Origin of the sequence: Pseudomonas medicaginis, assembly GCF_965119365.1 — a bacterium.
In the GTDB taxonomy this organism is placed as follows: Bacteria; Pseudomonadota; Gammaproteobacteria; order Pseudomonadales; family Pseudomonadaceae; genus Aquipseudomonas.
On the sequence record NZ_OZ221631.1, the window covers coordinates 3,445,357 to 3,468,887 of the forward strand.

A 23,531-nucleotide genomic window follows, 5' to 3' on the forward strand; every position below is an offset into this window, starting at 1 on the left:
GCAGGGCAGCGGTCAGTGATGTAGGACTCGTCTGTAATGTATGTAAGGCGATACAAGACGACATACTAGGTACAAATGAGATGGATTATCAATACTATTTATTTAATTTTTTTTTTGGATTAGACTCCGCTCCGCTGGCGCCAAACAGCCTTCGGCCAGCTCAAAAAAACCTAAAAATATCTGTCGCAGGGGAGCGGGGCGTGAATTTCAAAAAGAACACAATTGCGTTGGCTGTAGGGTCGGCCATAGGCTTGAGCAACGGCGCTTGGGCGGCCGAAGAAGCCGGCAAGATGGAGATCGCTCCAATCACCGTGACCGGTGAAAAGATCGATCGTACCCTCGAAAAGACCCAGTCCAGCGTCGTGGTCGTCACCGACAAGAATCTGCGTGAGCACGGCGACAAGGACCTGGTGGATGTGTTTGCCCGCACGCCCGGCGTCTATAGCCAGGCTGGCAATGAGAACTGGGGTATCCGTGGCGTGCCGGTGTCCGGTTTCGACGACCAGGGCCCGGCGGCTCTCAACGGTGCGGTGTCGGTGTATGTCGACGGTGCCGTGCAGCCCAACCGCGCGCTGACCCTCAGCCCGGTTCCGCTGTGGGATGCCGAGCAGGTCGAAGTATTCCTCGGCCCGCAATCCACCACCCAGGGCCGCAACTCCCTGGCCGGCGCGGTGGTTATCCAGACCAAGAACCCAACCTTCGAACCGAGCTTCTCGGCGCAGACCAACGTGGGCAACTACGGTGAGCATGGCGCGGCCGTGGCGGGTGGCGGGGCGATCGTCGATGACAAGATCGCCGGGCGTATCGCCGTGGATTACGGCGAAGGTGACGGCTACATCCGCAACACCACGCTCAATGACGACGCCAACCCGCGTCGTACCAGCAACGTCCGCGGCAAATTGCTGATCCTGCCTAACGACGACACCGATGTCCTCTTGACCTACGCCCACAGCGAACACCGCCAGGGCGACCGTTCGACCATGCGCGTCAACGGCAAGCCGAGCTATTATGACATCGCGTCCAACACCAAGGCCTTCGACAACCTCAAGCAGGACACCCTCAGCGCCAAGGTGGACTATCGCCTGAACGATGCCTGGTCGCTGACAAGCATGACCGCCAACACCAGCACGGACTACAGTAACCGTCTGGACTTCGACCAGACTGCCGTGGACAACCAGGTGGTTCTGCGTAAGCAGGACGGTAACCTGTTCAGTCAGGAGCTGCGTCTGAACTACACCTCGGATACGGTGAAGAGTTTCGTGGGTGCGTACTATGGCCACAACTCCAACGACTTCCACGACCGGTTGTTGTTCGACGACGCGCTGTTCGGTACCGTCAAGGGCGATACCACCATCGAGAACAAGGCCGTGTTCGGTGAAGTCAACTGGACCTTCGCACCGCGCTGGACGTTGATCACTGGCCTGCGTTACGACCACGAAACGAACGACACCGACGTCAAGCAGGACGACTTCTCCGAGTCGGCCAAAGTCAGCAAGTCGTTTGATGCGGTGCTGCCGAAGCTCGGCATCGACTATGAACTGGCCACCGACCAATACCTCGGTTTCATGGTGCAGAAAGGTTACCGCGGTGGTGGCGTCAACTTGCGCTCCGGCAGTGGTCACCAATCCTATGATCCGGAATACACCACCAACTACGAGTTGTCCTATCGCGGTTCGTTCTTCGACAAGACTCTGCGTACCCGCGCCAACCTGTACTACACGGACTGGAAAGACCAGCAGGTCAGCGTGCGGCAGAACGGTAGCTCAGTCATTGATGTCTTCAACGCCGGTCGCAGTGACATCAAGGGCTTGGAAGTCTTCGTAGAAAAGGACATCACTGAACAGTTGACCCTGAATGTCGGTGGCGCCGTTACCGATAGCAAGTACAAGGACTTCGTCACGGGCAGCGGCCAGGACATGAGCGGTGAGTCGTTCCTTTACTCGCCCAAGTACAAGGTGTCCGTGGGCGGTGTCTATCGCTTCGATGACCGTCTGATATTCGGCACGGACGTTACCTACCAGAGCACCGCGCCTTCGGAATATGAGTTCGATGCCAACGGCAAGGTCACCGGTGAGCGTCGCAGCGACAACTACGTGCTGGTGAACTTCAACACCGAGTACAAAGTCACCAAGAACGTCGCGGTTTCCGCTTACGTGAAGAACGCGTTCGACAAGGAATACGTCACCAACAACCGCAACGACGACATCATCGACGTCGGCGCACCGCGCACGGTGGGGATGATCCTGCGCTACGACATGTAAGTTACGACATGCAAAACCACGGGTGCGGGGAGGCAATCTCCCCGCACCTTTCCTGCAAGTTCCGGATGTTTGTTTCCAGGCTGTTCGTTCCCTTCCAAACCCAGCCTCCATGGAGGAAATCATGAGTGCTTTTTCGAATGTCACAGCAGGTGGCGCGCAACAGCTACGCCTGTTGCACACCGGTCTGTCGAGCCCTTACTGCCTCGATTCGACGCCGCTGCTGGAGCGTCAGCAACAGCAGGAGTCCAACGCCCGCAGTTACCCGCGACGCATTCCCCTGGTGCTTGAAAGGGCCCATGGCATTTATGTGCAGGACAGCCGGGGGCAAGTGTTCGTCGATTGCCTGGCCGGTGCCGGGACCCTGGCGCTGGGGCATAACCATCCGGTGATCGTCGAAGCCATCACCCAGGTCATGGCGGCCGGTGTGCCGATGCATACCCTGGACCTCATGACCCCTGTGAAGGACGCATTCGTCCAAGAGATTTTCGGTTGCCTGCCCGCCAAGTTCGCTCGCAATGCACGCATCCAGTTCTGCGGCCCAAGCGGGGCCGATGCGGTCGAGGCCGCGCTCAAGCTGACCCGTACCGCCACCGGGCGACACTCGGTCCTGGCGTTCGAAGGGGCCTACCACGGGATGACCCTGGGCACGCTGGCCATCAGTGGCAACCTGTCGCCCAAGAATGCCCTCGGTGCCTTGATGCCAGGGGTCCAGCGGCTGCCGTTCCCCCACGATTATCGTTGCCCGTTCGGAGTGGCCGGCGATCAAGCGGTCACGTTGAACGTGCGCTACCTCGAACACCTGCTCAACGATCCGGAAAGCGGGGTGACCGCTCCAGCGGCGATGATCCTGGAGCCGATCCAGGGCGAGGGCGGGGTGATTGCCGCGCCGGACCGCTGGCTGCAGGAGTTGCGCCGCTTGACCCAGGCCCATGGCATCCCATTGATCGTCGACGAGATCCAGTGCGGCATTGCCCGCAGCGGCCGGATGTTCGGCTTCGAGCAATCGGGTATCACCCCGGATGTCATCACGCTGTCCAAGGCCATCGGCGGCGGGTTGCCGCTGTCGGTCATGGTTTACCACGAGTCGCTGGACGTCTGGCAGCCGGGTGCCCACGCGGGCACGTTCCGCGGCAATCAGTTGGCGATGGCGGCGGGTACGGCGACCTTGCGTTTCATCCGCGACGAGGGATTGGTCCAACATGCCGAAACGGTGGGCGCTCACCTGCAAAAACATTTGCAGGCACTGCAGAACGAGTTCGCCTGGATCGGCGATGTGCGTGGGCGCGGCCTGATGCTTGGCATGGAAATCGTCGACCCGCAGGGCGCCCCCGATGTACAGGGCCATCCTCCGGTGGACACGACCCGGGCCAAGGCTTTCCAACAGGCGTGCCTGAGACACGGATTGATCGTTGAACTGGGCGGCCGCCACGGCGCGACCGTACGCTTCCTGCCGCCGTTGATCATCACCGAGCAGGAAATCGATTTCGTCGCGAAAATCCTGTTCCAGGCTGCGAGCACGATCAACGAGCGTCCCGCACGCTGATCATCGGGTTAGCGCCACGCGGGCGGCTGGGTCAGGGCCATTGTGGGAGCGAGCCTGCTCGCGATGGCGGCGGCACAGCCAGCATCGATTCAAGCTGACCACCGCTTCGCGAGCAAGCTCCGACAGGCATTCCGGGAGCATGCTTAAGCGGGGTCATCCCAGCGCTTGAACCACCAGCGCAGTCGGGAGATCGGTTTGCCCTCGGCGTCCAGCGGGCGACCGTCTTGGGCGTAGGCCTGGGCCGGTTCCAGCAGTTGGCCGTTGAGGTAGCGGGCTTCGACCGCCGGGTTGCCGTTGGGGTGCAGGCGGCGGTAGCGGCCGTCGCGCACGCCGTCGCGATAGACCTCGGCTTCGGCCAGTTGCCCATCGGGGAAGTAGTTGCTCGCCTCACCGTGCAACAACCCGCGGCGGTACGTGGCCTGGCGTTGCAAGCCGCCTTCGGCTGCGTAGAAACTCGCCACGCCCTGCAACTTTCCCTTCACGAACGGCAAGACCGCCGAGACCTTGCCATTGGGGTGGTACAGGGTGCTGGTGCCTTGCAGTTCACCCTGGCTGTAGTTGAGTTTTGCTTGCGGGCGTTGGGCTTCTTCGATGTGCAGCGGGCCATCGAGCCGGCCATCGACCAGTTGCCCGTCCAGCCGGCTGTCGTCGCGTTCCACGTCCAGTCTTTTCGTGGTCATCGTCGCGCTCCCGTCAGTTGACCTTCACCAAGCCACCCTTGATCGTCAGCATGCCGCCGCCGTCCACGGTCTGTTCGGCGGCCGCCTTGTTCACCAGGCTGATGCCGGCGTCGTTGGTCAGGGTGGTGCCGGCCTTGTTTTCCAGAGACGTCCCGGCCTGGTTGCTCAGGGCCGTGCCGGCTTTCTGGCTGATGGACGTGCTGGCCTGGGCCGCCAGGTCTGCGTCGCTCTTGATCGCGAAGCTGCCGCCGCTCTGCAGGGTCAGGGTGCCGCTGACCTTGATGGTCAGGTTGCCGTCCACCGTCAGGTTGTAATTGCCGGTGACCTTGTGTGTGTAGTTGCCACCGGTGCTGTGGGTCTGGTCCGAGCCCACGGTGACGGTGCGGGTGTCCTTCACGTCGAGGCTGTCGCTGCCGGTCTGGATAGCCACGCTGCGCTTGCCTTTCTCCAGGGTGACGGTCTCGTCGCCGTCCTTCACCGTGCGGGTGCGGGCGTTTTGAACCGTGAGGGTTTCGTCGTGGCCGACGGTGGCGGTGGTGTCGTTGAGCACGTTGATGTTGAAGTCCTTTTGTGCCTGGAGAAACACCTCCTCGGCGTCCTTCTTGTCCTCGAAACGCAATTCGTTGAAACCGCCGCCGCCCTTGGACGATTGGGTCTTGATCCCAGACTGGGTCTGGTTCGCCGGCAGTGCATAGGGCAGGGCGTTGTCGCCGTTATAGACGCAACCGGTGACCAAGGGCCGATCCGGGTCGCCGTCGATGAAGGTGACAATGACTTCCTGGCCGATACGTGGCACGAACTGCATGCCGAAGCCCTTGCCGCTCCAGGGCAAGACCACGCGCACCCAGCAGGAGGAGGTCTCGTCGTTCTTGCCGGTGCGGTCCCAGGGGAACTGTAACTTGATCCGGCCGTATTCATCGGTCCAGATTTCTTCACCGGCCTTGCCCACCACCACTGCCGTCTGGGTGTGCATGCGCGGTTTTGCCGTGACGCGGGCCGGTCGATAAGCCGTGGCCTTGGGGATCGCTTCGAAGCGGTTGCGGTAGCTGTCGTGGCTGGCTTCATGGCTTACCGCGGTCACCACCCAATCGATGTTCAATGTCGCATCTTCATGGCCGGCGAGGGTGAACCAATACCCCGGCACCAGCCAGCGGCAATCGCTTTCGCCGACAAAACGTTTTTCCTGGCTGCGCAGGCCATCCACCCGCTGCTTGGTCAGTGCATCGCCTTGGGCCTTGGCGGTATAGCCGCCTGGATGTTCATACATCGAGCTCGGCCCGGCCACGGCTTCGGCCTGGCTGTAGAGCGATGTGGTCGGTGTGGTGAATTCATAGTCGGTGGCCTGGTAGACCCCGGCCACTGCTTGCAGGCATACCTGCCCTGAGCGGATGCCGTGCAGCTCTCGTTCCCCCAGTTTCTGCCCGAGATAATTCACCGTCGGCCCATTGGGGATGGGGACGAAGGCGTCGTTGCTGTCGGCCAATATGAGGGTGTGCTTGCCGTCTTCATGGCTGAAGAACCAGAACATCCCGTCCTCCTCCAGCAGGCGCGACACGAAGGCCAGGTCGGTTTCACCGTATTGCACGCAATATTCGCGAGGGGTGTAGCTGCCGCTGAGCTTGAGTTGGAAATCGGTGAAGCCGTGGGCTTTGAAAATCGTGGTGACGATGTCCGACGTGGCGAGGTTCTGGAACACCCGGTTGTTGCTGGCCAGGCTCAACCACCAGAGCCAGGGCCGGAGCAAAAGCTGATAACGCTCGGCGGTAGCATCGGCCGGCAGTTGGCGGATCTCGGCCACTAACCCATCCAACGGGCGCAGCAAGGCATCCTTGTGCAGCGTGGTGGTCACATGGCTGGCGACGGCCGTGGTGAGGTCCAGCGAAGCGCCGTCGTTGATGCCGTTGAGGATGTGCGAACCCAAGGTATTGAGGCGTTCTTCGCCGGACAGCGAATCGGGGTACAGCGCTGACAGCGTGGTGGCGGTGAGGGAGAGGGTGGTGTTGCTGTCGGTGGAGCGGGGCATGGAATGGCCTGCTACTGATAGTTCAATTCATGGATGACCTTGTTGGCGTTTCCATTCTGGTAGTAGAAGTGCCACTTCGACGTGAAGGGCCAGTAGGTGGCGACATACTCGCCCCACAGGACGGCTTCGGCCCACGGCCCTCCATGGGTATACGGGACCGCTCTCTGGATGGCGGGGACGTTGTATTTATCCGACGGCAGCAGCCAGGAAACATTGGTGCCATAGCGGAAAAGGTCATCCTGGGAGAAAATCGGATTCTGATTGCCCGTGGTGTACAGGTTGTAGTGTCGAACCCGGATGAACCCACCGAAGTTCTGGATCCCCACACAGCAGCCCGTCAGGTTGGCAGTGAGGAACAAGAGGGGGTCGTTGCCCGTCGGGTTCGCAGGGAGGTCGACATAGAGTCCCGCATCAGGATTCCACGGCAGATAGTAGGCACGATGGGAATTGCCGTCTGCCAACGCCAGCAAGTCTCGATCGATATCAAGGCGCAGGTCGAAGCTAACGGTTCCCGCGTGAGTATTGGCAAAGGTTGGACAAAGATGGCGTTTTTCCTGTTCAAGTCTTGCCTTCAGCATGGCAACGTTCCTTCCGTTGATCGCGAAAAAATACAGGGCAAATCATTCCAACACCCACTCGGCCAACTTCCCCGTCACTTGGGTCATCAACACGTTCTCGACGTCCCGTGCCCCCGCCGCACTGCATTTGGCCAACACGGCCTTGACGATCCCCGCATCGAACTCGAACTGCTTGCCGGTCGCGGCCTTGTAGCGCCCGCGCAATTTCTCCAGCTTCGCCAGCACGATGCCCTCCAGCGTCGCCTCATCCAGCGGCCGATACGCCACCACGGTCATGCGCGCCAGGAACGCCGGACGAAACGCTTGCAGCAGCACCTTGTGCAAGGCTTCGTTGAAGGCGTCGCTGCCCAGTTGCGCGCTAGGCGTATCCAGCAATAGCTCGGCGCCGACGTTGCTGGTGGCGAGCATCACGGTGTTCTTGAAGTCCACCACCAGGCCGGTGCCGTCTTCCATCAGGCCTTTGTCGAAGACGTTGTAGAAAGCTTCGAGCACGTCCGGATGGGCCTTTTCGATTTCATCCAGCAACACCACGGAATAGGGTTTGCGTCGCACCGCTTCGGTGAGCACGCCACCGCTGCCATAACCGACGTAGCCGGGCGGGGCGCCTTTGAGTTGGCTCACCGTGTGGGCCTCCTGGTACTCCGAGAGGTTGATGCTGATCAGATTGCGCTCGCCGCCATACAAGGCATCGGCCAAGGCGTAGGCGGTTTCGGTCTTGCCGACGCCGGTAGGGCCCACCAGCAGGAACACACCGACCGGTTTCTGCGGGTCGGTGAGGCCGGCGCGGTAGGCTTGCAGGCGTTGGGCGATGGTATTCAACGCCGTGCCCTGGCCCATGACCCGCTGGCCCATGCGCTGGCCGAGGGTGCGCACGGCGTGGGCTTCGTCGGCGAGCATCTTGCCGACCGGGATGCCGGTCCAGCCGGCGATCACCGCGGCGACGGTCTTGCTGTCCACCTGTTCGGGCACCAGCGGATCGTCCTGGCGAATGGCATCGAGGCCGGCTTCCAGACGCAGCAGTTCGGCGGCCAGGTGGTCGATGCGGTTATCGACCTCGGTGTCGGCTTTTTCACCGTCGGCGCGTTCGCTCAGGGCGAGCAGTTCGCGCCGGGTGTCGAGCAGTTCGCGCACGGCTTCGCGCTCTTCGCCCCAGCGGGTTTCCAGCTCGCGGATGGCCTGCACATTGCTGGTTGATTCGCTCTCCAGCAGGGTGATGCGTTCGCGGTGATCCAGCCCGGTGGCCTGTTCCCGGCGCAGGCGTTCGACTTCATCCTTGAGGCTGTTCTGCCGGTGACGCAGGCTTTCCAGCGGCGGTGGCACGTCGTGCTGGCCGAGGGCGACCCGGGCGCAGGCGGTGTCGAGCACGCTGATGGCCTTGTCCGGCAACTGTCGCCCGGAGATGTAGCGGTGGGACAGTTTCACGGCCTCGTGGATGGCCGCGTCCAGCACCTGCACGCCGTGGTGCTGCTCCAGTTTGCTCGCTACGCCGCGGAGCATTTCCACGGCGGTGAGTTCGTCCGGCTCTTCGACCTGCACCAACTGGAAGCGGCGGGCCAGGGCCGGGTCTTTCTCGAAATATTTCTTGTATTCCAGCCAAGTGGTGGCGGCCAGGGTGCGCAGTTCGCCCCGGGCCAGGGCCGGCTTGAGCAGATTGGCCGCGTCGCTGCCTCCCTCCGCACCGCCGGCGCCGATCAGCGTGTGGGCTTCGTCGATGAACAGGATGATCGGTTTTTCGGCGCTGCGTACCGCGTCGATCACGCCCTTGAGGCGTTGTTCGAACTCGCCCTTGACGCCCGCACCGGCCTGCAACAGGCCCAGGTCGAGGACGCGCAGGGTGACTTCCTGCAACGATGGCGGCACATCCCCGGCGGCGATACGCAGCGCCAGGCCCTCCACCACGGCGGTCTTGCCAACGCCGGGCGCGCCCACCAGGATCGGGTTGTTTTGCCGGCGCCTGAGCAAGATGTCGATGCACTGGCGGATCTCGCCGTCGCGACCGACGATGGGGTCGATGCGGCCGTCCCGGGCGTCGGCGGTCAGGTCCTGGGTGTACTGGTCTAGCACCGGGTCCTGTTTCTGTGGGGGCTCGCCGGGTTTGGCCGGGCGCACGGCACCGACATGTTCACGGGAACTTTCGGTCCATTCCAACAGGTGGGCGCGCAGGGCGTCGCGGGGGATGCGCAGCAACGACGAGGCGCTGTTGAGCAGCAGGCTGCGGCGCTCATCACGGTCCAGCAGGGCCAACAGCAACAGCCCGGAACGGATGCTGTCCAGGCCCAGCACACTGGCCTGGACCACGGCGTCTTCCAGCAGGCCGATGGTTTGCGCCGACAGCGCGGGTGTGCGGGTGCTGCCGGATTTGAACAGGTCCAGGGCCTTGTTGGTTTCCGCGGCCACGGCGTCACGCTCCAGGCCGAAACGCGGCAACAGGCAGGCGAAGTCGCCGCCCTCGATGTCAAGTAACTCCAGCAGCAGGTGTTCGATTTCCACGTAGTGGTGGCTGCGTTGCATGCAACGTTGCGCGGCCCGTTCCAGGGCACGGCGGTTGTCCGGGTTGAGGCGTCCGATCAGACTGGCCAGTTCCATTTCAGGCAATCTCCGGCTGACGAAGGCGGGTTTCGACCCGTTGCACGGCGAGGGTTGGCTGGTGTTGCAGGCCACCGTTCCAGTTCAGCCGTGGCGCCGCCTGGCGGTCCAGTTGCAGCGGGCTGGCGCCGCGGATCAGCAACACCAGGGTGCAATCCAGGTCGGGGCCGAAGTACAGGGCGTAGAGACTGGCGAGCAGCGGATGGGTTTCGCCGTTGGGCAGCAGTCCGCTGGCCTGGCCCGTGGTCAGCGGGCCGAGGGTCAGGCGCACGCCGGCATGTTCGTCCCAGACGTGGGTGCCGGCCACCGCGTTGCGGCCCAGGCGCAGGTTGCGTCCGCCCGGTTGCAAGCGGCTGCGGCTGGCCGGCGGGATTTCGCGCCAGCCACCTTCGTAGGCATTCAGCTCCACGGGCAAGCTGAACTGCTCACGGACAATCGCCGCGAACCCGTCCAGGGAGCGCCGGCCGTCGGCGTACAGCGCGGTGCAGGCCAGGGCCGCCGAGTCGGGGGCGGCCTGGCGTTCCTGCAAGGCCTTGGGCAGCAGGCCGGTCAACGCGCGCAATTGCGCGTGTACGGCGGATGCGCCTGGGGCGGTGAAACCGAGGGCGATGCGATGTTTGCGCATCACCTTGTAAAGCAGGCTGAGCAGGCGGTGCTGGAACAGGTCGAGGAATTCCGCCGGGGCATGATCCTTCGCCCGTGCCCGTTGTTGCAGCCACTCCTGATAGGCGTAGGGCAGCGGACCGTCGGGGCCGCCGAGGCCGAAGATCGGTGTGGTCAGGGTGGGTGGCAAGCCGGGTTGCTGGTCCAGACGCTCGACTTCACTGGCGGCGAACAATGGCGTCAAGGGGCCACGCAGGCGCAAGGCTTCGGCGTGCGGCGCGGTGCCGCTGCCCAGGGGCTCGGCTTGGGGATGCTCGCGTTCGAGCAACAGCAAGGCCTGGAGCCATTCGAAGCGTTGCGGGTCACGCCGCAGTCGCTCGCTCAGGTTCAGAGCACCAGGGGTTTGCCGGCTTGGGGTTGCCATGTCTTGACCTCCTTGTCGGACTGGACCAGCACAGTGCGCACGAAGCGGTTGGCGGTGGCGTAAAGGGAAAAGAACTGCGCCAGCACCCCGGAGAAGAGCACGGCGCTGCTGCCGACAAAGTGTTGCGGGTCCAGTTGCAGGCGTACTTCCAGGCCGTTTCGCCAGCCGCGCCAGGCGTCTTCGCCGACATGGGCGATGACGCGCTCGCAGCCCAGCCCCATGACCCCTTCGATCTGGCGATGGGCGTTGGCTTCGTCCCGCAGGTTGTGCAATTCGAGAATCTCACGCAGGGCGTCCAACGCCTGGGGACCTTCGACCAGTGACAAATGGTTGAGCGTCAATTGCGACACCAGCCGCCAGCGCGACTCTCCATCCAGGCGCGGCAGGCTTTGCGGGCTGGGAGGGTTGCGCAGGCGTGCCGAGGCCACCGGCCCCGGGCGTTCGAAACCCAGTGGCGTGCCGGCCGGCAGGCTTTGGGCCAGGTGGCGGTTGGTGCACAGCAGTTCGGCGGTGAGGCTGTAGTCGCGGGTATCCCCCAGCGGGTCGAACTGGGTGTCCACCAGGCTGACCATCACGTCGGTGCCCAGCCGGTTGGGGCTCATGCCGCTGACCCGTCGCGCATGCCAATAACAGGTTTGGTCGCTGCCATGCTGGCTTCCGTAATAGGCCGGCACTTTGCGCACACCCTGGCTGGAGATGGCGCGCATGCCCCGGATGCTGTGGATCTCGACGCTGTTTTCCCGATGACTGTCGGCCACCAACCGGTATTCGCTGCGGGTGCCGTCCGGGCGCAGCGGCTCGGACGTCCGGGGAAACAGGTTGATCACCGGCGTGCAGCCCAGGGCGATGTCGCTGGCCTGGAGCGGCAGGCGGCTGGTGGGAGGGCGGTCGAAAACGATGTACAGGTACAACGACGGACCGTCGCTGGTGGCGCCGGCCAGTGGCAGATCGAAGAAGCCGAATTTATCCGGGAAGGCAAAGTACTCCGCCAGCAGGCGCATGCCGGGATGCACGCCGTCTTCATCCGGCAGCAAGACCTGGTCATTGGCGAAGCCGACGATCTGTGGCAAGCCTGTCAGCGACTCCGGCACGCTGCCCGGCGCACCGGCCAGGACCTCGATGGCGTGCGCGCCCAGCAGGTCGTAGAGCCCGGCGTTGATTATCGGTGACGCCGCCAGGTGTATACGCAGCGAGTCGATTCCCAGCGTCGACCACTGGCTTTCGCCCAGGCACCGCAGCTCCAGGCGCAAGGCCGAGCGTGCCCGGACCACTCCGGTCAGCGCCTGGGCTTCATCACTGCCCAGTAGCAATGCCTCGCTGATTTCCACCGGCCACAAATGCACGGCGGCGGTGGTCCGAAAATGAATGCTCTGGCCTTTGTCCGTAGTGACGAACAACGGTGTGTCGCGGGGCAGCGGGTAGCCCTCGTTCAAGTTGCCTTTGCTCGGGTCGGGCTCGAACTGCACGATGGCGCAGGACGGCAAGGGGCGCATGGCCAACGGGTAAAGCTGCTCGAGCAGGGCATCGCTGAATTCGGCATAGTCGTCGTCCAGCCGCCGTTGCAAGCGCGCGGCCAGCAGGGCGAACCCTTCCAGCAAGCGTTCGACGTGGGGGTCGGGGCACTCGCCAGGGGACAACTCCAGGCGCCGGGCGACCTTGGGGTAGCGCTCGGCGAACAGACTCCCGGCATGTCGCAACCAGGTCAGTTCGCGTTGGTAATAGTCCAGCAGTTGCGGGTCAATCGAGTCGCTCATGGCGTACCTCCAGGCCATCGCCGGCCGGCTCGATGACAAAGGCCACGGGCCATGCGTGCAGATCGCCGCGCAGCTCGCCCGACAGCCGTATGCACAGTCGTTGCGGATGGCCCGGCACCGGGCAGACCTCGACCTCGCCCAAGCGCAGGCGAGGTTCGAAGTGGGTGATGGCCTGGCGGACTTCCCGGGTCAGTTGGCGGCGGTCATCGCTGCGCTGCTGTTGCAGCGCGGTCCAGTCGGCGACGCCGTAGTCGAGGATGCTGGGAGGCTCGGTCAGCGCCCGTGGGCCACGACGGGTATTGAACAGGCGCGACAGTTCGGCATGCACCGAGTCTTGCAGCGCCTGTCGGTCGAACGCCCGCCCGGTATCGTCCGCCAGGCTGGCCAGGCGCTCGAACAGGGGCGGGCGCAACCCGAAGCCAGCCATGGGCACGGCTTCCTTACTTGGTCATTTTGTTGGCGGCCAGGTCCCAGGTCGTGCCGGCCGTGCCTTCCTTGGTGCCGTCGTCTTTCTGTGCGGTGAGCTCCCATTTGATCTTGGTGAAGTTCAGCGACAGGGTTTCCACCGGTTTGCCGCCGGTGCCGCCGCTGACACTGACGTTGGACAGTACGACGTTGGTCAGGGTGTAGATGATGAACGGCATGAGTTTGCCGCTGCCCTCGGCGGCATTGCGGCCAATGGTGATGACGGCTTGCGGGATCGGCTTGCCGGCGCAGCAATATTCGTTGAGCGAGGGGGTAGAGCTGTCGATGAATTTGGTCAGGGTGAATTCGCCGATGTGAGGACGGCCGGAGGTGCGCTCCGAGTTGCTGACGTCGTTGGTGACCTGCATTGCCACGTTGTGGCTGTAGGACATGACCTCGATCTTGTCCGTGAACCCCTCCAGCAGGCTGTCGCCCTTGATGTCGCCGCCGAGGTCGAGAATGATTGCATCCATTGTGGGGAACTCCTGAAGAAGACGAAATGGGCGGTGCCCGATACTGATCCGTTAAAGACGAACGCCGAACCTGTGGCGAGGGGATAAATCCCCTCGCCACACCGGCGTCCTTGCCACAGGTTCAACCGTCAGGCGGCTACCGGTGGCGGCAGGGTCGCCACCAGGCGGATCGAGGCGGTCAGTTCCTCCAGTTGGAAGTGCGGCCGCAGGAACACCGTGGCCTTGTAGGCGCCAGGCTTGCCGGCCACCTCCGTCACGTCCACCCGTGCTTCGCGCAAGGGGTATTGCGCCTTGATCTCTTGGGGCGCGTTGTCGTTGATCAGCACATAGTCGGCGATCCAGTTGTTGAGGTAGGTCTGTACGTTGTCGCGGGTCATGAAGCTGCCGACCTTGTCGCGCATGATCACCTTCAGGTAATGGGCGAAACGCGAAGCCGCCAGCACGTAGGGCAACATCGCCGAGATCCGCGCGTTGGCGTTGGCTTCGTTGGTGTTGTAGAGCTTGGCCTTGTTGGTGGTCTGGCCGCCGAAGAACACTGCCACGTCGCTGTTTTTCTTGTGGCACAGGGAGATGAAGCCCAGGTCGTTGAGTTCTTTTTCACGGCGGTCGGTGATCGCCACTTCGGTCGGGCATTTGAGCGACAGGTCCCCGGAACTGGTACGGAACGTATGCGCCGGTAGGCCTTCGACCGCGCCACCGCCTTCGGCCCCCCGAATCGCCGCGCACCAGCCATATTTGGCGAAGGCTTCGGTGATGCGTTGCGCCAGGGTCCAGGCGGCGTTGCCCCACAGGTATTTGCTGTGGTCGGTGCCGTTGACGTCTTCGACGTAGTTGATGCCTTCCACCGGCAGCGTGTCCGGGCCGTACGGCAGGCGCAGCAGGAAGTGCGGCAGCACCAGGGACACGTAGCGCGAGTCTTCGCTTTCACGGAAGGCGCGCCACTTGATCAGCTCCTGGCTCTCGAAAATCTTCGACAGGTCCCTGGGGATCGCCAGTTCGGTGAAGCTGGTCATGTCGAACAACCGCGGGCTGGCGGCGGCAATGAACGGAGCGTGTGCAGCGGCGGCGACGTTCGAGAGTTTTTCCAGCAGGCCGATGTCCTGCGGATGCCGGCCAAAGGTGTAGTCACCTACCAGCAGGCTGAACGGGTGGCCGCCGAAGGTGCCGTATTCTTCCTCGTAGATTTTCTTGAACAGTGCGCTCTGGTCGAATTCGACGGCTTTTTCCAGGTCGTTCTGCAGTTCTTTCTGAGTGACGTTGAGCAGGCGCAATTTCAATCGGGTGCTGGTTTCGGTGTTCTGCACCAGCAGATGCAAGCCGCGCCAGGAGGCTTCGAGTTTCTGCAGGTCCGGATGGTGCAGCACTTCGTTGAGCTGGGCGCTGATCAACTGGTCGATCTGGCTGATGCGGTCGTTGATCATCGCCACGGTGTCCTTGTCGATGGCCATGCCTTCGTCGAGGACCTGGGTAGCGAATTCGGCCAGCATGTCGCGGGCGTAGTCTTGCTGGCTGTCGTCGTGGGCCATGCGGCCTTCGGCGATGATCTTGTCCAGCAGGGACAGGGTCTGGGTCGTGCTCTCGCTGGTTTGAGCGCTGGATGAAGCAGGCATGGCGTTATCTCCCTTGAATGAGGCGCGCGGTCAGGCCTGTGGCTCGGCCGGGGCAGGGTCATCGTTGGCGGCGACGGTCGGCAACTCTTGCGCGGCGTCCTGGGGCCGGGCCGACTTGATCTCCTGCAGGCCTTCGGTGTTGGCGATCACGTCACGCAGCAATTTGTCCAGGTCATCGTTGCCATCGAGCTTGGTCAGCAAGTCCCGCAGGCGTTGGCGCGCCTCGAACAACCGGCGCAGCGGCGTGACCTGCTCCACGACCTTGACCGGGTCGAAGTCGTCGATGTGGCGGAAGTTGAGTTCGATGTTGAGCTTGCTGTCGTCGCCGCTGAGGGTGTTGTTCACCTGCAGGGTGGCGCGGGGGGAGATGGACGCGAGCACCTCGTTGAAATTGTCCCGATCGATTTCCGTGAAGCGCCGCTCATTGAGCTTGGGCAGCGGGTCCAACGGCTTGCCCGAGAGGTCGGCCAGAATGCCGACCACCAGTGGCAATTCTTTTTTCTCGATGGCGTTGCCGATTTCCACGTCATAGGTGATCTGGACGCGGGGAGGACGGACTCTGTCGAGCTTGTGCTGGGTACTTTCTGCCATGGCGGCCGACTCCGATGCATGTGTGGGAGCAATGCATCGGGAGTCCCGCTCATCGCATTCCCTTGCTGATCCGCAGGTTGCGAGTGGGCGGCAGAAAACCTGTCATTCCCTTGACGAACCTGGTCCATTCGACCGTATGGGTCGAACTACCCAAGACGCTAGAACAGGTCTATAAAAAAGCAAGCAAAAACAATTTTGGACCGCTGAGAAAAGGAAGATTCATTTTGCGTGGTTTTTTTTATGGGTTTTCTTTGAGTCTGGCACTCACCGGTTGCTCGCTCTTTGCCCCCAGCGTCGACTTGGACAGCCTGACGCTGGATGTCGCGCCCCGGGCCAATGACGACACGCCGATCGCGGTGGATTTCATCGCGGTGAATGACCCGGACCTGCTCAAGCAACTGTCGGGCATCACTGCCAGTCAATGGTTCGCCGAGCGCGAACAGTTCCAGCGCGACTATCGTCAACTCATGTCGGTGTGGGGGCTGGAGCTGGTTCCGGGGCAATTCATCGACCGCCAACCCTTCCCGTTGGAGGGCCGGCGCGCCGCTGGACTTTTGGTCTTCGCCAGCTATAACACTCCCGGAGCCCACCGGCTTCGGCTGGACGACCAGCGCAAGGCCTGGCTGAAGTTCGACAGTCGCGAGATGACCCTCGTCAATGACGAGGCGCGATGACAGTCAGCCTGGAGTGATCGCGGGCCGCCATGCGCGGCGACATTGGGATGTCGAAGGGAGTCGTATGAGTCTGTTACCTGACGCGGTGTGCTGGCATGAGGGCATGCAATTGCTGCCCCAGCATTTTCAGTTGCAAGGGCTGCGTGCCGAGGCCTTGGCCGCGCATTTCGCCGGGGCCTGCAACCCCTGGTTCTGGGGCATCAGCCAGTTGGAGGTCGATCCGTCGGCCCTCAGCGCCGGCCAGGTACGGCTGCTGCAGTTGCAAGGCACCTTGCCGGACGGCTTGCCGGTCAACCTGCAGGCGGGTGTCGGACCGACTCTGGAGCTGGACATCACCGAAGCCATCGACAAGACCGACGACGCCACCGTGACCATTTACCTGGCCGTCAGCCCGCTGTGGCGCGCCGGGCAACTGCTGCCGCTCAAGGGCCGTTTGCAATCGGTGGTCGGCGAGGCGTTGCCGGACTTGACCAGCGGCGAGTTTCCCGAGTCGATCACCGTCTGGCGACCCAACCCGAGGCTGTGCACGCAACTGAGCAAGGCTGACTCGATCTGCCTGCCGCTGCTGCGCGTCCGCAAGGAGGGTGGGGGCTTCTGGCGTGTGCCCTACACCCCCCCGACGCCGGTCTTGCTGCCGGAGTCGGCCCTCGGTCGGCAGGTCGCCGGGGTGTGCGCCCGGGCCCGGGAAAAATGCATGTTCCTCGCCGGTCGCTTGCGTCAGGCCCAGGCGGCCGGCAACCAGGACGATGCCATGGAGATCCGCCGGCAGTTGACCGCCTTGTGGGCGCGTTTGCCGGAAGTCGAAGGGGCGCTGAGCACCCGGGTGGCGACGCCCCAGGCACTCTACGGCTTACTGCTGGGGCTGGCCGGGAGCTGGTCGGCCCTCGATCCGCTGGCGGGCGTCCCGGCCTTCGCACCGCTGGATTTTCTCGAGTTGCAGCGGGGTTACGAGCCGTTGTTGGAATGGCTGGAAACCACCCTGGAACGGGTTCGCGCCGGCTATCGCAGCCTGGCCTTCGAGCGCGATGAGCAGGTCTTCTCGATCCAGTTGCCGGACGACCAGCCGGATCAACGCCTGGTGATCGGTCTGCGCATGCCCAACGGTGCCAGCGAGCAAGCGGCGGCCGATTGGTTGCGCGGGGCGATCATCGCGTCGGCGCCCCACGTGCCGCTGCTGAGCCGACAACGCATGAGCGGTTTGCCTCATCAGGCCATGAGTCGCAACGAACAGGTGGCCTATAGCGTCGGCGACGACACTCGTTTGTTCGTGGTGGCTGCCAGCGGGCAATGGTTCGACGGGCAATTGCCGTTGCACATCGTGGCGCCGGCATCGGCCCAGGCCAGCAGCCCCTGGCAAGTGGTGTTGTTCGTGGCGCAAGCCGGTGAAAGTGCCTGATCGCAAAGGGGAGTCGTATGCCTGACGGAAGTGGCGGGGCGGTTCGGAGTCTGCATGAGGCGCCGCTGAGCAGCGCTTTTCGCCAGGCCTGGCTGAAGTGGTCCCAGGAATGGCAAGACTTGCCCAAGGACAGCGACCCCGCGGTATTGGTCAATCGGGTGGTGGAGTTCTCCGGGCGCAGTGCCCAGCGCCTGTGGCGGGTGGCCTTCGCCACCGTCGGCGATGCCGCCACCGAACAGGTCAAGGCGCTGGTCTATGCCTTCGTGGCGTTGGTGGACGAAACCCTGCTGTTCAGCCCCTGGCCCGGGCAACTGGCCTGGCAGCAGCACCCCCTGGAATCACGCATGTATGCCAGTCGCCAGGCCGGCGAGCGTTTGCCGGCGGCGATCAAGAAATTGCTGGATGAGCAGATGCCCGGCACCCGTGATTTGGCGAATGTCTACCTGCAATGCCTGATCCTGGGGTTCCAGGGGCGCTTGCGCGGCGAGTCCGGCCAGGTCCAGCAGGCCAAGTGGCGCGCGGCGCTGTTCACCTTCGCCTGGCAACACGAACCCGATTACGTCGATGTGAGCCAGCGCCTGGCGGTGGCTGCGGCGACGTCGCCGGTGCGCATGCCGGTGCAGCAATCGTTGCCGGACGGCATGCGCCTGGGGCTGGCGATCCTGGCGATGGTGTTGCTGTTGACCGGCTTGGGGCAGGTGTTCTGGCGTGACATCCGCCTGGAACTCGAACCGGTGCTGCAACTGGGCGAGTCCGTGATCCAGGAGCAGGACTCATGAGCACCCTGAGCATCGTCGTCCTGGTGTTGCTCGCCATCGTCGTGGTGCTGTCGATCGCGGCCCTGGTCTGGTGGCTGCGGACCCAGGGCGGGGCGGCGATCCGCAGTTTCTATGGGGCGGTGCGCCACATGGAGCAGGAACAGGGCACCCGCGACCGCTACCAAATGCCCTGGCTGATGATGCTCGGCAATGAAACCTACGGTGCCCAATTGTGCGCCCAGTGGCGCTTGCAGCCGACCGACAAGGCGGCCTGGTTCGGACGCTGGTTTTGCGATGTCGAAGGCGCGGTGCTGGTGGTACCCCAGGCCTTGTTCCTGCCCGATGAGGGCATGAACCGGCAACGGGGCAACTGGTGGCGCCTGCTCGGGCTGATATTGCGCTTGCGCAGCAAGCGGCCATTGGATGCGGTGATCTGGACTGTGCCGTTCAGCACCCTTGATGACATCGAACGTACCACCGAGCTGAGCCTCAAGGTCCGGCGCTGCTTCATCGACCTTTTGCAACGCTTCGGCCTCAGCCTTCCGGTGTATGTGGTGCTGACCGGGATGGAAGAACTGCCCGGGTTCCAGGAACTGGTCAGCGCGCTGCCCGCCGAGGCGCGGGAGTCGATGCTGGGCTGGTCGTCGCCGTATTTGCCGGATGCGGCGTGGCAATCGCAGTGGAGCGACCAGGCCCTGGACCAGGTCAACGCCGCGCTGTCGCAGTCGATCATCGAGATCGGTGCGCTGTCGGGACAGTTGGGCTCCGATCTTTATGGCTTGCCGGAGCGTTTCGAAGGCTTGCGGCGGGCCTTGCAGATCCTGCTGGAACCGGTGTTCCAGGGCAATGCCCAAGGCGAAGCGCCGCGTTTTCGCGGGGTGTACTTCACCGCCAGCCAGGCGCCGACCACCCGTGGCGACGGGTTGACCGCCGACCACATCCAGCGGCAAATCGTGTTCGCCCGGCAATTGTGGTCGCGGCGGCTGGTGGCCGAGCGTGGCCTGGCCCAGCCGGTGCCACGGCTGTTGCGCTTGCGCCAGCGTGGGCATCGGTTGGCGGCGGCGGTGGCACTGGTGGTGGGCCTGGTCTGGCTGGGGAGCATGGTCTGGGTCTGGCACGATTCGGTGGAACAAGCCGAGGGGTTGTCGCGGTTGATCCTCAGTGCCCATAAGAACCACGTCGTGGTCGACCCTGACGAACCGCAACTCGAGCCGACCCGGCACAACGTGCAGAACTACTGGAACGTGTTGGAAAAAGCCCCGCGCTGGCGCTTCGTTTCGGTGGTCTTTCCCAGTTCGTGGTTTTCTTCCGTGGACACGCAACTGGAGAATGGGCTGCGCCTGACCGCCCGGCACCACTGGATATTGCCATTGCGTGACTTGTTGAACGCGGACCTGGAGCAACTCAAGTCCATCCGCAACACCGAGCGGCGGGGCAACGTCGAGAGTGAAGACCCGGCGCAATGGCAGAGCTATGTGAAAGCCAAGGCGCTGGTGGACCTGGCGGTACGCCTGGAGCAGCACAACCAGATGTTCAGCCAGGTGGTGAACGACCCCAAGGCGCCACTGGACGAACTGGTGCAACTGAGCAACACCGCCTTGTCCCTGGGCCTCAACACCGGCACCTTGAGCCGCGCACACTTCTATAACCGGGTGCTGTTCGATGCCCAGAACAGCGATTTGAAAGGGCTGGACCTGAACGCCGCGCGCCCGGTGATCTCCGATAACTTCACCGGCCTGATGCAGCGCTGGCTGGACCATTACTTCCTGGCGGACAATTTCGTGCGCCAGGCCGGTTACCTCAAGCTGCACCTGCAAAGGCTGGAGGCCGGCAGCGGCAATTCCCTGAGCGAACTCGAAGACCTGATGGCGTTGATCGACGATCTGCAGACGCTGGTCAGCCTGACCAATTCGGCCTGGGGCCGGGGCAAGGGCCAGGACCTGGTGCCTGGCTACAGCCAGATGCTGGACAAGGTCAGCCACAGCACGTTGCTGGGGCCGGATATCGAACAGGACCTGGAGAGCCAGGCGGCGAAGTTGCAGCAGAGTTTCCGCGACCAGTGGATCGTCCAGACCGGTTCCCGGGACAACTTGCTGGTGCAACAGGGCAGCGGCCTGCTGGTCTTGCAGGATCATGTCATTGCGCTGGACGGTGCGGTGCAGGCGTTGTTCAAGCGCGACTTCGTCGCGTTGGCCATGCGCAAGGGGTCGTTGGACAGCGATCCCGATGCGATGGGCCAGGGTGACGGCAGCGATGATTTCAGCGTCGCCCTGAACTACTTCGCCAGCTACAAGACCTATGCCAGTGAGGAACTGCCGCGCATTCCGCCGGATTACCGTGACGCGCTGATGCAGGCTGCCGAAGGTGCCGCCGCACAGGCCATGTGGTTGAGCCTGGATGAGAGCGACGCATCGTTGCCCGGCATGGGCTTCAACGTGCAAACGGCCCAGGCCGTGGCGCTGCAAAAAGCCTTCATGGATGTGCACCGCGGCGACCTGGCGATCCGTTTCCAGCGTCTGCTCAATCGCCGGGCATTGGCGCAGATCAAGAGTGGCCTGGACGAAGTCGATGCCCAGCCGCTGTTCAGCCAGCGGGCCGATATCCAGCGCTGGGATGGTTCGAAGAACTTCGGCTTGCAGCTGTACGGTGCCAGCGATCCGCAAGACTTGAAGCTGAGCCTGAGCCAGCAATTCGGTGTGATGCTACAGATCGCCGAGCAACGAATGCCTGCCCTGGAATGGCTGATCGTCCAGCAGGACAACCTGTCGGCCCTGGAGCATGACCAAGTGGCGCGCTTCATGGCCCTCAACGATGAGTTGCTCAAGTACAAGAACCAGAACCCGGCCAGTTCGGCGGCCCAACTGGAGCAGTTGGTGAGCCGGGACTTCATCGCCATGGACGCCACGTCCTGTGCGCAGATCTTGCAGACCTCCAGCCTGCCCAGCGGGCGCGGTGACCTGGCACAGCGCACGATCGTATTGCAGCAGGGTGCCCTGCAGCGGTGCCTGTATCTGCAACAGAACCAGGCGGCGACCGCCTGGAATGACCTGGCCAACTATTTCAATCAATACCTGGCCGGGCGTTTTCCGTTTTCCCAGGATGTGCGAGCCAGCGATGCCGACCCGGCGCGGGTCCAGCACTTGTTGGCATTGATCGAGACACGCCTGCCCCTGGCCGAGGCCGGGCTGGCGTTGAGCCAGACGCCGGACCGGCTGGCGGCCGAGGACTTCCTCAACCGTTTGAAACAGGCCGGCACCTGGCTCTCGCCACTGTTCGTACGTGACAAGAGTGGCATTCTCGGTGTGGAGATGGATGTACGCTGGCGCACCGATCGCGATGAAGAGCGCGGCGCCGACCAGGTGATCGCCTGGGGCCTGAACGCCGGCAACCAGCAGATCAGCTACCCCGGCGGCGGCCAGCCGAACCTGCGATGGATGGTCGGCCAGCCCGTGAGTTTGACCTTGCGCTGGGCCCGCAACGGCTATCAGCGTCCGGCCAACGACCCATTGCAGCCAAACCTGGTGGTGCGTGACCTGGAGGCCGGTTGGGAGTACCAGGGGCCGTGGTCATTACTGCGCCTGATGCGTTCGCTGGCGTCGGCCCAGCGCCTGCCGAATGTCGACTACACCGACTTTCCCCTGGCCCTGCAACTGCCGGTCACCGCCCAGACCCAGGCCCGCACGGCGGAGCAGACACTGATGTTCGTGCGCCTGTCGTTGATGAGCCAGGGGTCCAAGCTGCCGCTGTCGATCCCCCCATTGCCGACGCGGGCCCCCCGTTCACCGTTCATGGCGACCTCATCGAGCCCCGCCATCGCCACCCGTGAGGAGGGCCTGTGAGCCTGCCGATATCGCCGTTACCCGAGCGGGTCACTCAGTTGCTCGAGCCGATCAGTGTCGAATCGCCCTGCGGCCAGGACCTGCGCTACGAACCGGAATACGACCAGTTGCGCGAGTTGCGCCGGGAGGACGACACCAGTCTGCCCACCGGCGTGTGGCAGTCTTCGATCAAGCGCGCGCTGTGGCCGGACCTGGAACGGCTCGCGACCACACTGCTGCTGGAGCGCAGCAAGGACCTGATGATCAGCGCCTGGTTGGGAGAGGCCTGGCTGCACATGGCCGGGCTGGAGGGATTGCCGGGTAGCCTGGCGCTGGTGGCAGGGCTGTGTGAGCGTTATCCGGAGCAACTGCACCCCCGGGCCGATGAAGGCGACCAGTCGTGGCGGGTGATTCCATTGGAGTGGTTGGCCCGTCGCTACAGCGAAGTGTTGCTGACGCGGGTGCCATTGCTCGATGGCCGGGATCCGGCTTTTGCCAGTTTCTGCCTGGACGACTGGCAACGCTTGCAGCGCCAGCAAGTGTTGGTCAACGACAGCAAGAACGCCAAGGCCTCGGCGGAAACTGCGCGCAACGACCAAAAGAAGCTCAGTGAACTGATTCGCAGCACACCCTTGTCGTTCTGGTTGCATCGCCAGGGCAGCCTGATGTTGAGCCAGCAGCACCTGCGACGGCTCGAAGCCTGGAGCGATGCCTACCTGGGCAACCTGGCCCCAGGCTACAAATCCCTGCAGGACGTGATACAGGCGTTGCTGGCACTGGTAGAGGAGTTCATCGCGATGCATCCACAACAACCCACCGTCGTGCCAGCGCAAGCATCATCCGCGGTCGCCCCCTCGACTGTCCAACCCCAGGCGGGTACAGCGCCGGCCCAGGTCTTCCAGGAACCGGCCAGCCGTGAAGAGGCCTATCGGCAGTTGCTGGTGATCGCCGCCTACCTGTCGCGCACCGAACCCCACAGCCCGGTGCCCTACCTGATCCGGCGGGGCGTGGATTGGGGCAACAAACCGTTGAGCGAGTTGCTGGGAGAACTGATCAGCGCCGATGCCGAATCCCGACGGTTGTGGACATTGCTGGGGGTTCTCTAAACCTGATGTGCAATGATTGATTCAGGCGAACGGTTCAGTTGAATGGTTCAGGCGAACGGTTCAGATGGATGGTTCAGATGGATGGTTCAGATGAATGGTTCAGATGAATGGTTCAGATGAATGGTTCAAGTGGATAGTTTTTGTGGCGAGGGGATTCATCCCCGTTGGGCTGCGCAGCAGCCCCCCAC

At 63.3% G+C, this 23,531-nt stretch carries 17 protein-coding genes; 7 read left to right on the forward strand and 10 right to left on the reverse strand.

Translation table 11 applies throughout. The annotated features are described in order from the left end of the window. Nucleotides 1–200: 200 nt before the first annotated feature. The gene (locus tag ACMTA2_RS15190) at nt 201–2,261 is read left to right on the forward strand and encodes a TonB-dependent receptor (RefSeq protein ID WP_413795496.1); all 2,061 of its coding nucleotides are present in this window, start codon (nt 201–203) and stop codon (nt 2,259–2,261) included. Between the two features lie 121 nt (nt 2,262–2,382). Next, entirely contained in the window at nt 2,383–3,804 is a 1,422-nt protein-coding gene (locus tag ACMTA2_RS15195) for a diaminobutyrate--2-oxoglutarate transaminase (RefSeq protein WP_413795497.1), read from the forward strand. A gap of 143 nt (nt 3,805–3,947) precedes the next feature. On the opposite strand, the gene ACMTA2_RS15200 is transcribed toward ACMTA2_RS15195, so the two are convergent. From ACMTA2_RS15200 to tssB, 10 genes are all read right to left on the reverse strand, one after another. Next, nucleotides 3,948–4,484, reverse strand: a complete 537-nt coding sequence (locus tag ACMTA2_RS15200; RefSeq protein WP_413795498.1) for a toxin-antitoxin system YwqK family antitoxin — start codon at nt 4,482–4,484, stop codon at nt 3,948–3,950. Nucleotides 4,485–4,497: 13 nt separating this feature from the next. After that, nucleotides 4,498–6,507 (reverse strand): type VI secretion system Vgr family protein, encoded by a 2,010-nt coding sequence (locus tag ACMTA2_RS15205; protein WP_413795499.1) that lies wholly within the window; start codon nt 6,505–6,507, stop codon nt 4,498–4,500. Between the two features lie 11 nt (nt 6,508–6,518). After that, nucleotides 6,519–7,085, reverse strand: a complete 567-nt coding sequence (locus ACMTA2_RS15210) for a hypothetical protein (protein ID WP_413795500.1) — start codon at nt 7,083–7,085, stop codon at nt 6,519–6,521. Between the two features lie 42 nt (nt 7,086–7,127). Next, a complete protein-coding gene (gene tssH, locus ACMTA2_RS15215) occupies nt 7,128–9,671 on the reverse strand; it encodes a type VI secretion system ATPase TssH (protein ID WP_413795501.1) in 2,544 nt (847 codons plus the stop codon). Nucleotide 9,672: 1 nt separating this feature from the next. Further along, nucleotides 9,673–10,698 (reverse strand): type VI secretion system baseplate subunit TssG, encoded by a 1,026-nt coding sequence (gene tssG, locus ACMTA2_RS15220; protein WP_413795502.1) that lies wholly within the window; start codon nt 10,696–10,698, stop codon nt 9,673–9,675. After that, a complete protein-coding gene (gene tssF, locus ACMTA2_RS15225; protein ID WP_413795503.1) occupies nt 10,662–12,452 on the reverse strand; it encodes a type VI secretion system baseplate subunit TssF in 1,791 nt (596 codons plus the stop codon). The genes tssG and tssF overlap by 37 nt, the downstream gene beginning before the upstream one ends. Beyond that, nucleotides 12,436–12,879 carry a type VI secretion system baseplate subunit TssE gene (gene tssE, locus ACMTA2_RS15230; RefSeq protein WP_413795504.1) on the reverse strand — a complete coding sequence of 148 codons (444 nt, stop codon included), beginning with the start codon at nt 12,877–12,879 and terminating at the stop codon, nt 12,436–12,438. Before tssE ends, tssF begins: the two co-directional genes overlap by 17 nt. A gap of 13 nt (nt 12,880–12,892) precedes the next feature. Continuing rightward, nucleotides 12,893–13,390, reverse strand: coding sequence for an Hcp family type VI secretion system effector (locus tag ACMTA2_RS15235; RefSeq protein WP_109756006.1), 498 nt, complete (start codon nt 13,388–13,390; stop codon nt 12,893–12,895). Nucleotides 13,391–13,518: 128 nt separating this feature from the next. After that, nucleotides 13,519–15,000 carry a type VI secretion system contractile sheath large subunit gene (gene tssC / locus ACMTA2_RS15240; RefSeq protein WP_014337906.1) on the reverse strand — a complete coding sequence of 494 codons (1,482 nt, stop codon included), beginning with the start codon at nt 14,998–15,000 and terminating at the stop codon, nt 13,519–13,521. Between the two features lie 30 nt (nt 15,001–15,030). Beyond that, complete coding sequence (tssB, locus tag ACMTA2_RS15245) at nt 15,031–15,591, reverse strand: type VI secretion system contractile sheath small subunit (RefSeq protein ID WP_413795505.1); 561 nt, start codon at nt 15,589–15,591, stop codon at nt 15,031–15,033. A 224-nt stretch (nt 15,592–15,815) separates the two neighbouring features. Here tssB and ACMTA2_RS15250 point away from each other — a divergent pair, with 224 nt between their 5' ends. The 5 genes from ACMTA2_RS15250 to tssA all read left to right on the forward strand — a co-directional run bounded on the left by ACMTA2_RS15250 (nt 15,816) and on the right by tssA (nt 23,343). Then, nucleotides 15,816–16,265: a type VI secretion protein gene (locus ACMTA2_RS15250; protein ID WP_413795506.1), complete on the forward strand. Its 450-nt coding sequence runs from the start codon at nt 15,816–15,818 to the stop codon at nt 16,263–16,265. Between the two features lie 64 nt (nt 16,266–16,329). After that, nucleotides 16,330–17,661, forward strand: coding sequence for a type VI secretion system baseplate subunit TssK (gene tssK / locus ACMTA2_RS15255; protein WP_413795507.1), 1,332 nt, complete (start codon nt 16,330–16,332; stop codon nt 17,659–17,661). A 17-nt stretch (nt 17,662–17,678) separates the two neighbouring features. Further along, nucleotides 17,679–18,440 (forward strand): DotU family type IV/VI secretion system protein, encoded by a 762-nt coding sequence (locus ACMTA2_RS15260; RefSeq protein ID WP_413795508.1) that lies wholly within the window; start codon nt 17,679–17,681, stop codon nt 18,438–18,440. After that, nucleotides 18,437–22,258 carry a type VI secretion system protein gene (locus tag ACMTA2_RS15265; protein ID WP_413795509.1) on the forward strand — a complete coding sequence of 1,274 codons (3,822 nt, stop codon included), beginning with the start codon at nt 18,437–18,439 and terminating at the stop codon, nt 22,256–22,258. The genes ACMTA2_RS15260 and ACMTA2_RS15265 overlap by 4 nt, the downstream gene beginning before the upstream one ends. Then, nucleotides 22,255–23,343, forward strand: coding sequence for a type VI secretion system protein TssA (gene tssA / locus ACMTA2_RS15270; protein ID WP_413795510.1), 1,089 nt, complete (start codon nt 22,255–22,257; stop codon nt 23,341–23,343). Before ACMTA2_RS15265 ends, tssA begins: the two co-directional genes overlap by 4 nt. Nucleotides 23,344–23,531 lie beyond the last annotated feature (188 nt).

Coding starts and splice junctions, on each gene's coding strand:
- ACMTA2_RS15195 (WP_413795497.1), top strand. CDS start 2,383: ATGAGTGCTTTTTCGAATGTCACAGCAGGTGGCGCGCAACAGCTACGC.
- ACMTA2_RS15200 (WP_413795498.1), bottom strand. CDS start 4,484: ATGACCACGAAAAGACTGGACGTGGAACGCGACGACAGCCGGCTGGAC.
- ACMTA2_RS15205 (WP_413795499.1), bottom strand. CDS start 6,507: ATGCCCCGCTCCACCGACAGCAACACCACCCTCTCCCTCACCGCCACC.
- ACMTA2_RS15210 (WP_413795500.1), bottom strand. CDS start 7,085: ATGCTGAAGGCAAGACTTGAACAGGAAAAACGCCATCTTTGTCCAACC.
- tssH (WP_413795501.1), bottom strand. CDS start 9,671: ATGGAACTGGCCAGTCTGATCGGACGCCTCAACCCGGACAACCGCCGT.
- tssG (WP_413795502.1), bottom strand. CDS start 10,698: ATGGCAACCCCAAGCCGGCAAACCCCTGGTGCTCTGAACCTGAGCGAG.
- tssF (WP_413795503.1), bottom strand. CDS start 12,452: ATGAGCGACTCGATTGACCCGCAACTGCTGGACTATTACCAACGCGAA.
- tssE (WP_413795504.1), bottom strand. CDS start 12,879: ATGGCTGGCTTCGGGTTGCGCCCGCCCCTGTTCGAGCGCCTGGCCAGC.
- ACMTA2_RS15235 (WP_109756006.1), bottom strand. CDS start 13,390: ATGGATGCAATCATTCTCGACCTCGGCGGCGACATCAAGGGCGACAGC.
- tssC (WP_014337906.1), bottom strand. CDS start 15,000: ATGCCTGCTTCATCCAGCGCTCAAACCAGCGAGAGCACGACCCAGACC.
- tssB (WP_413795505.1), bottom strand. CDS start 15,591: ATGGCAGAAAGTACCCAGCACAAGCTCGACAGAGTCCGTCCTCCCCGC.
- tssK (WP_413795507.1), top strand. CDS start 16,330: ATGAGTCTGTTACCTGACGCGGTGTGCTGGCATGAGGGCATGCAATTG.
- ACMTA2_RS15260 (WP_413795508.1), top strand. CDS start 17,679: ATGCCTGACGGAAGTGGCGGGGCGGTTCGGAGTCTGCATGAGGCGCCG.
- ACMTA2_RS15265 (WP_413795509.1), top strand. CDS start 18,437: ATGAGCACCCTGAGCATCGTCGTCCTGGTGTTGCTCGCCATCGTCGTG.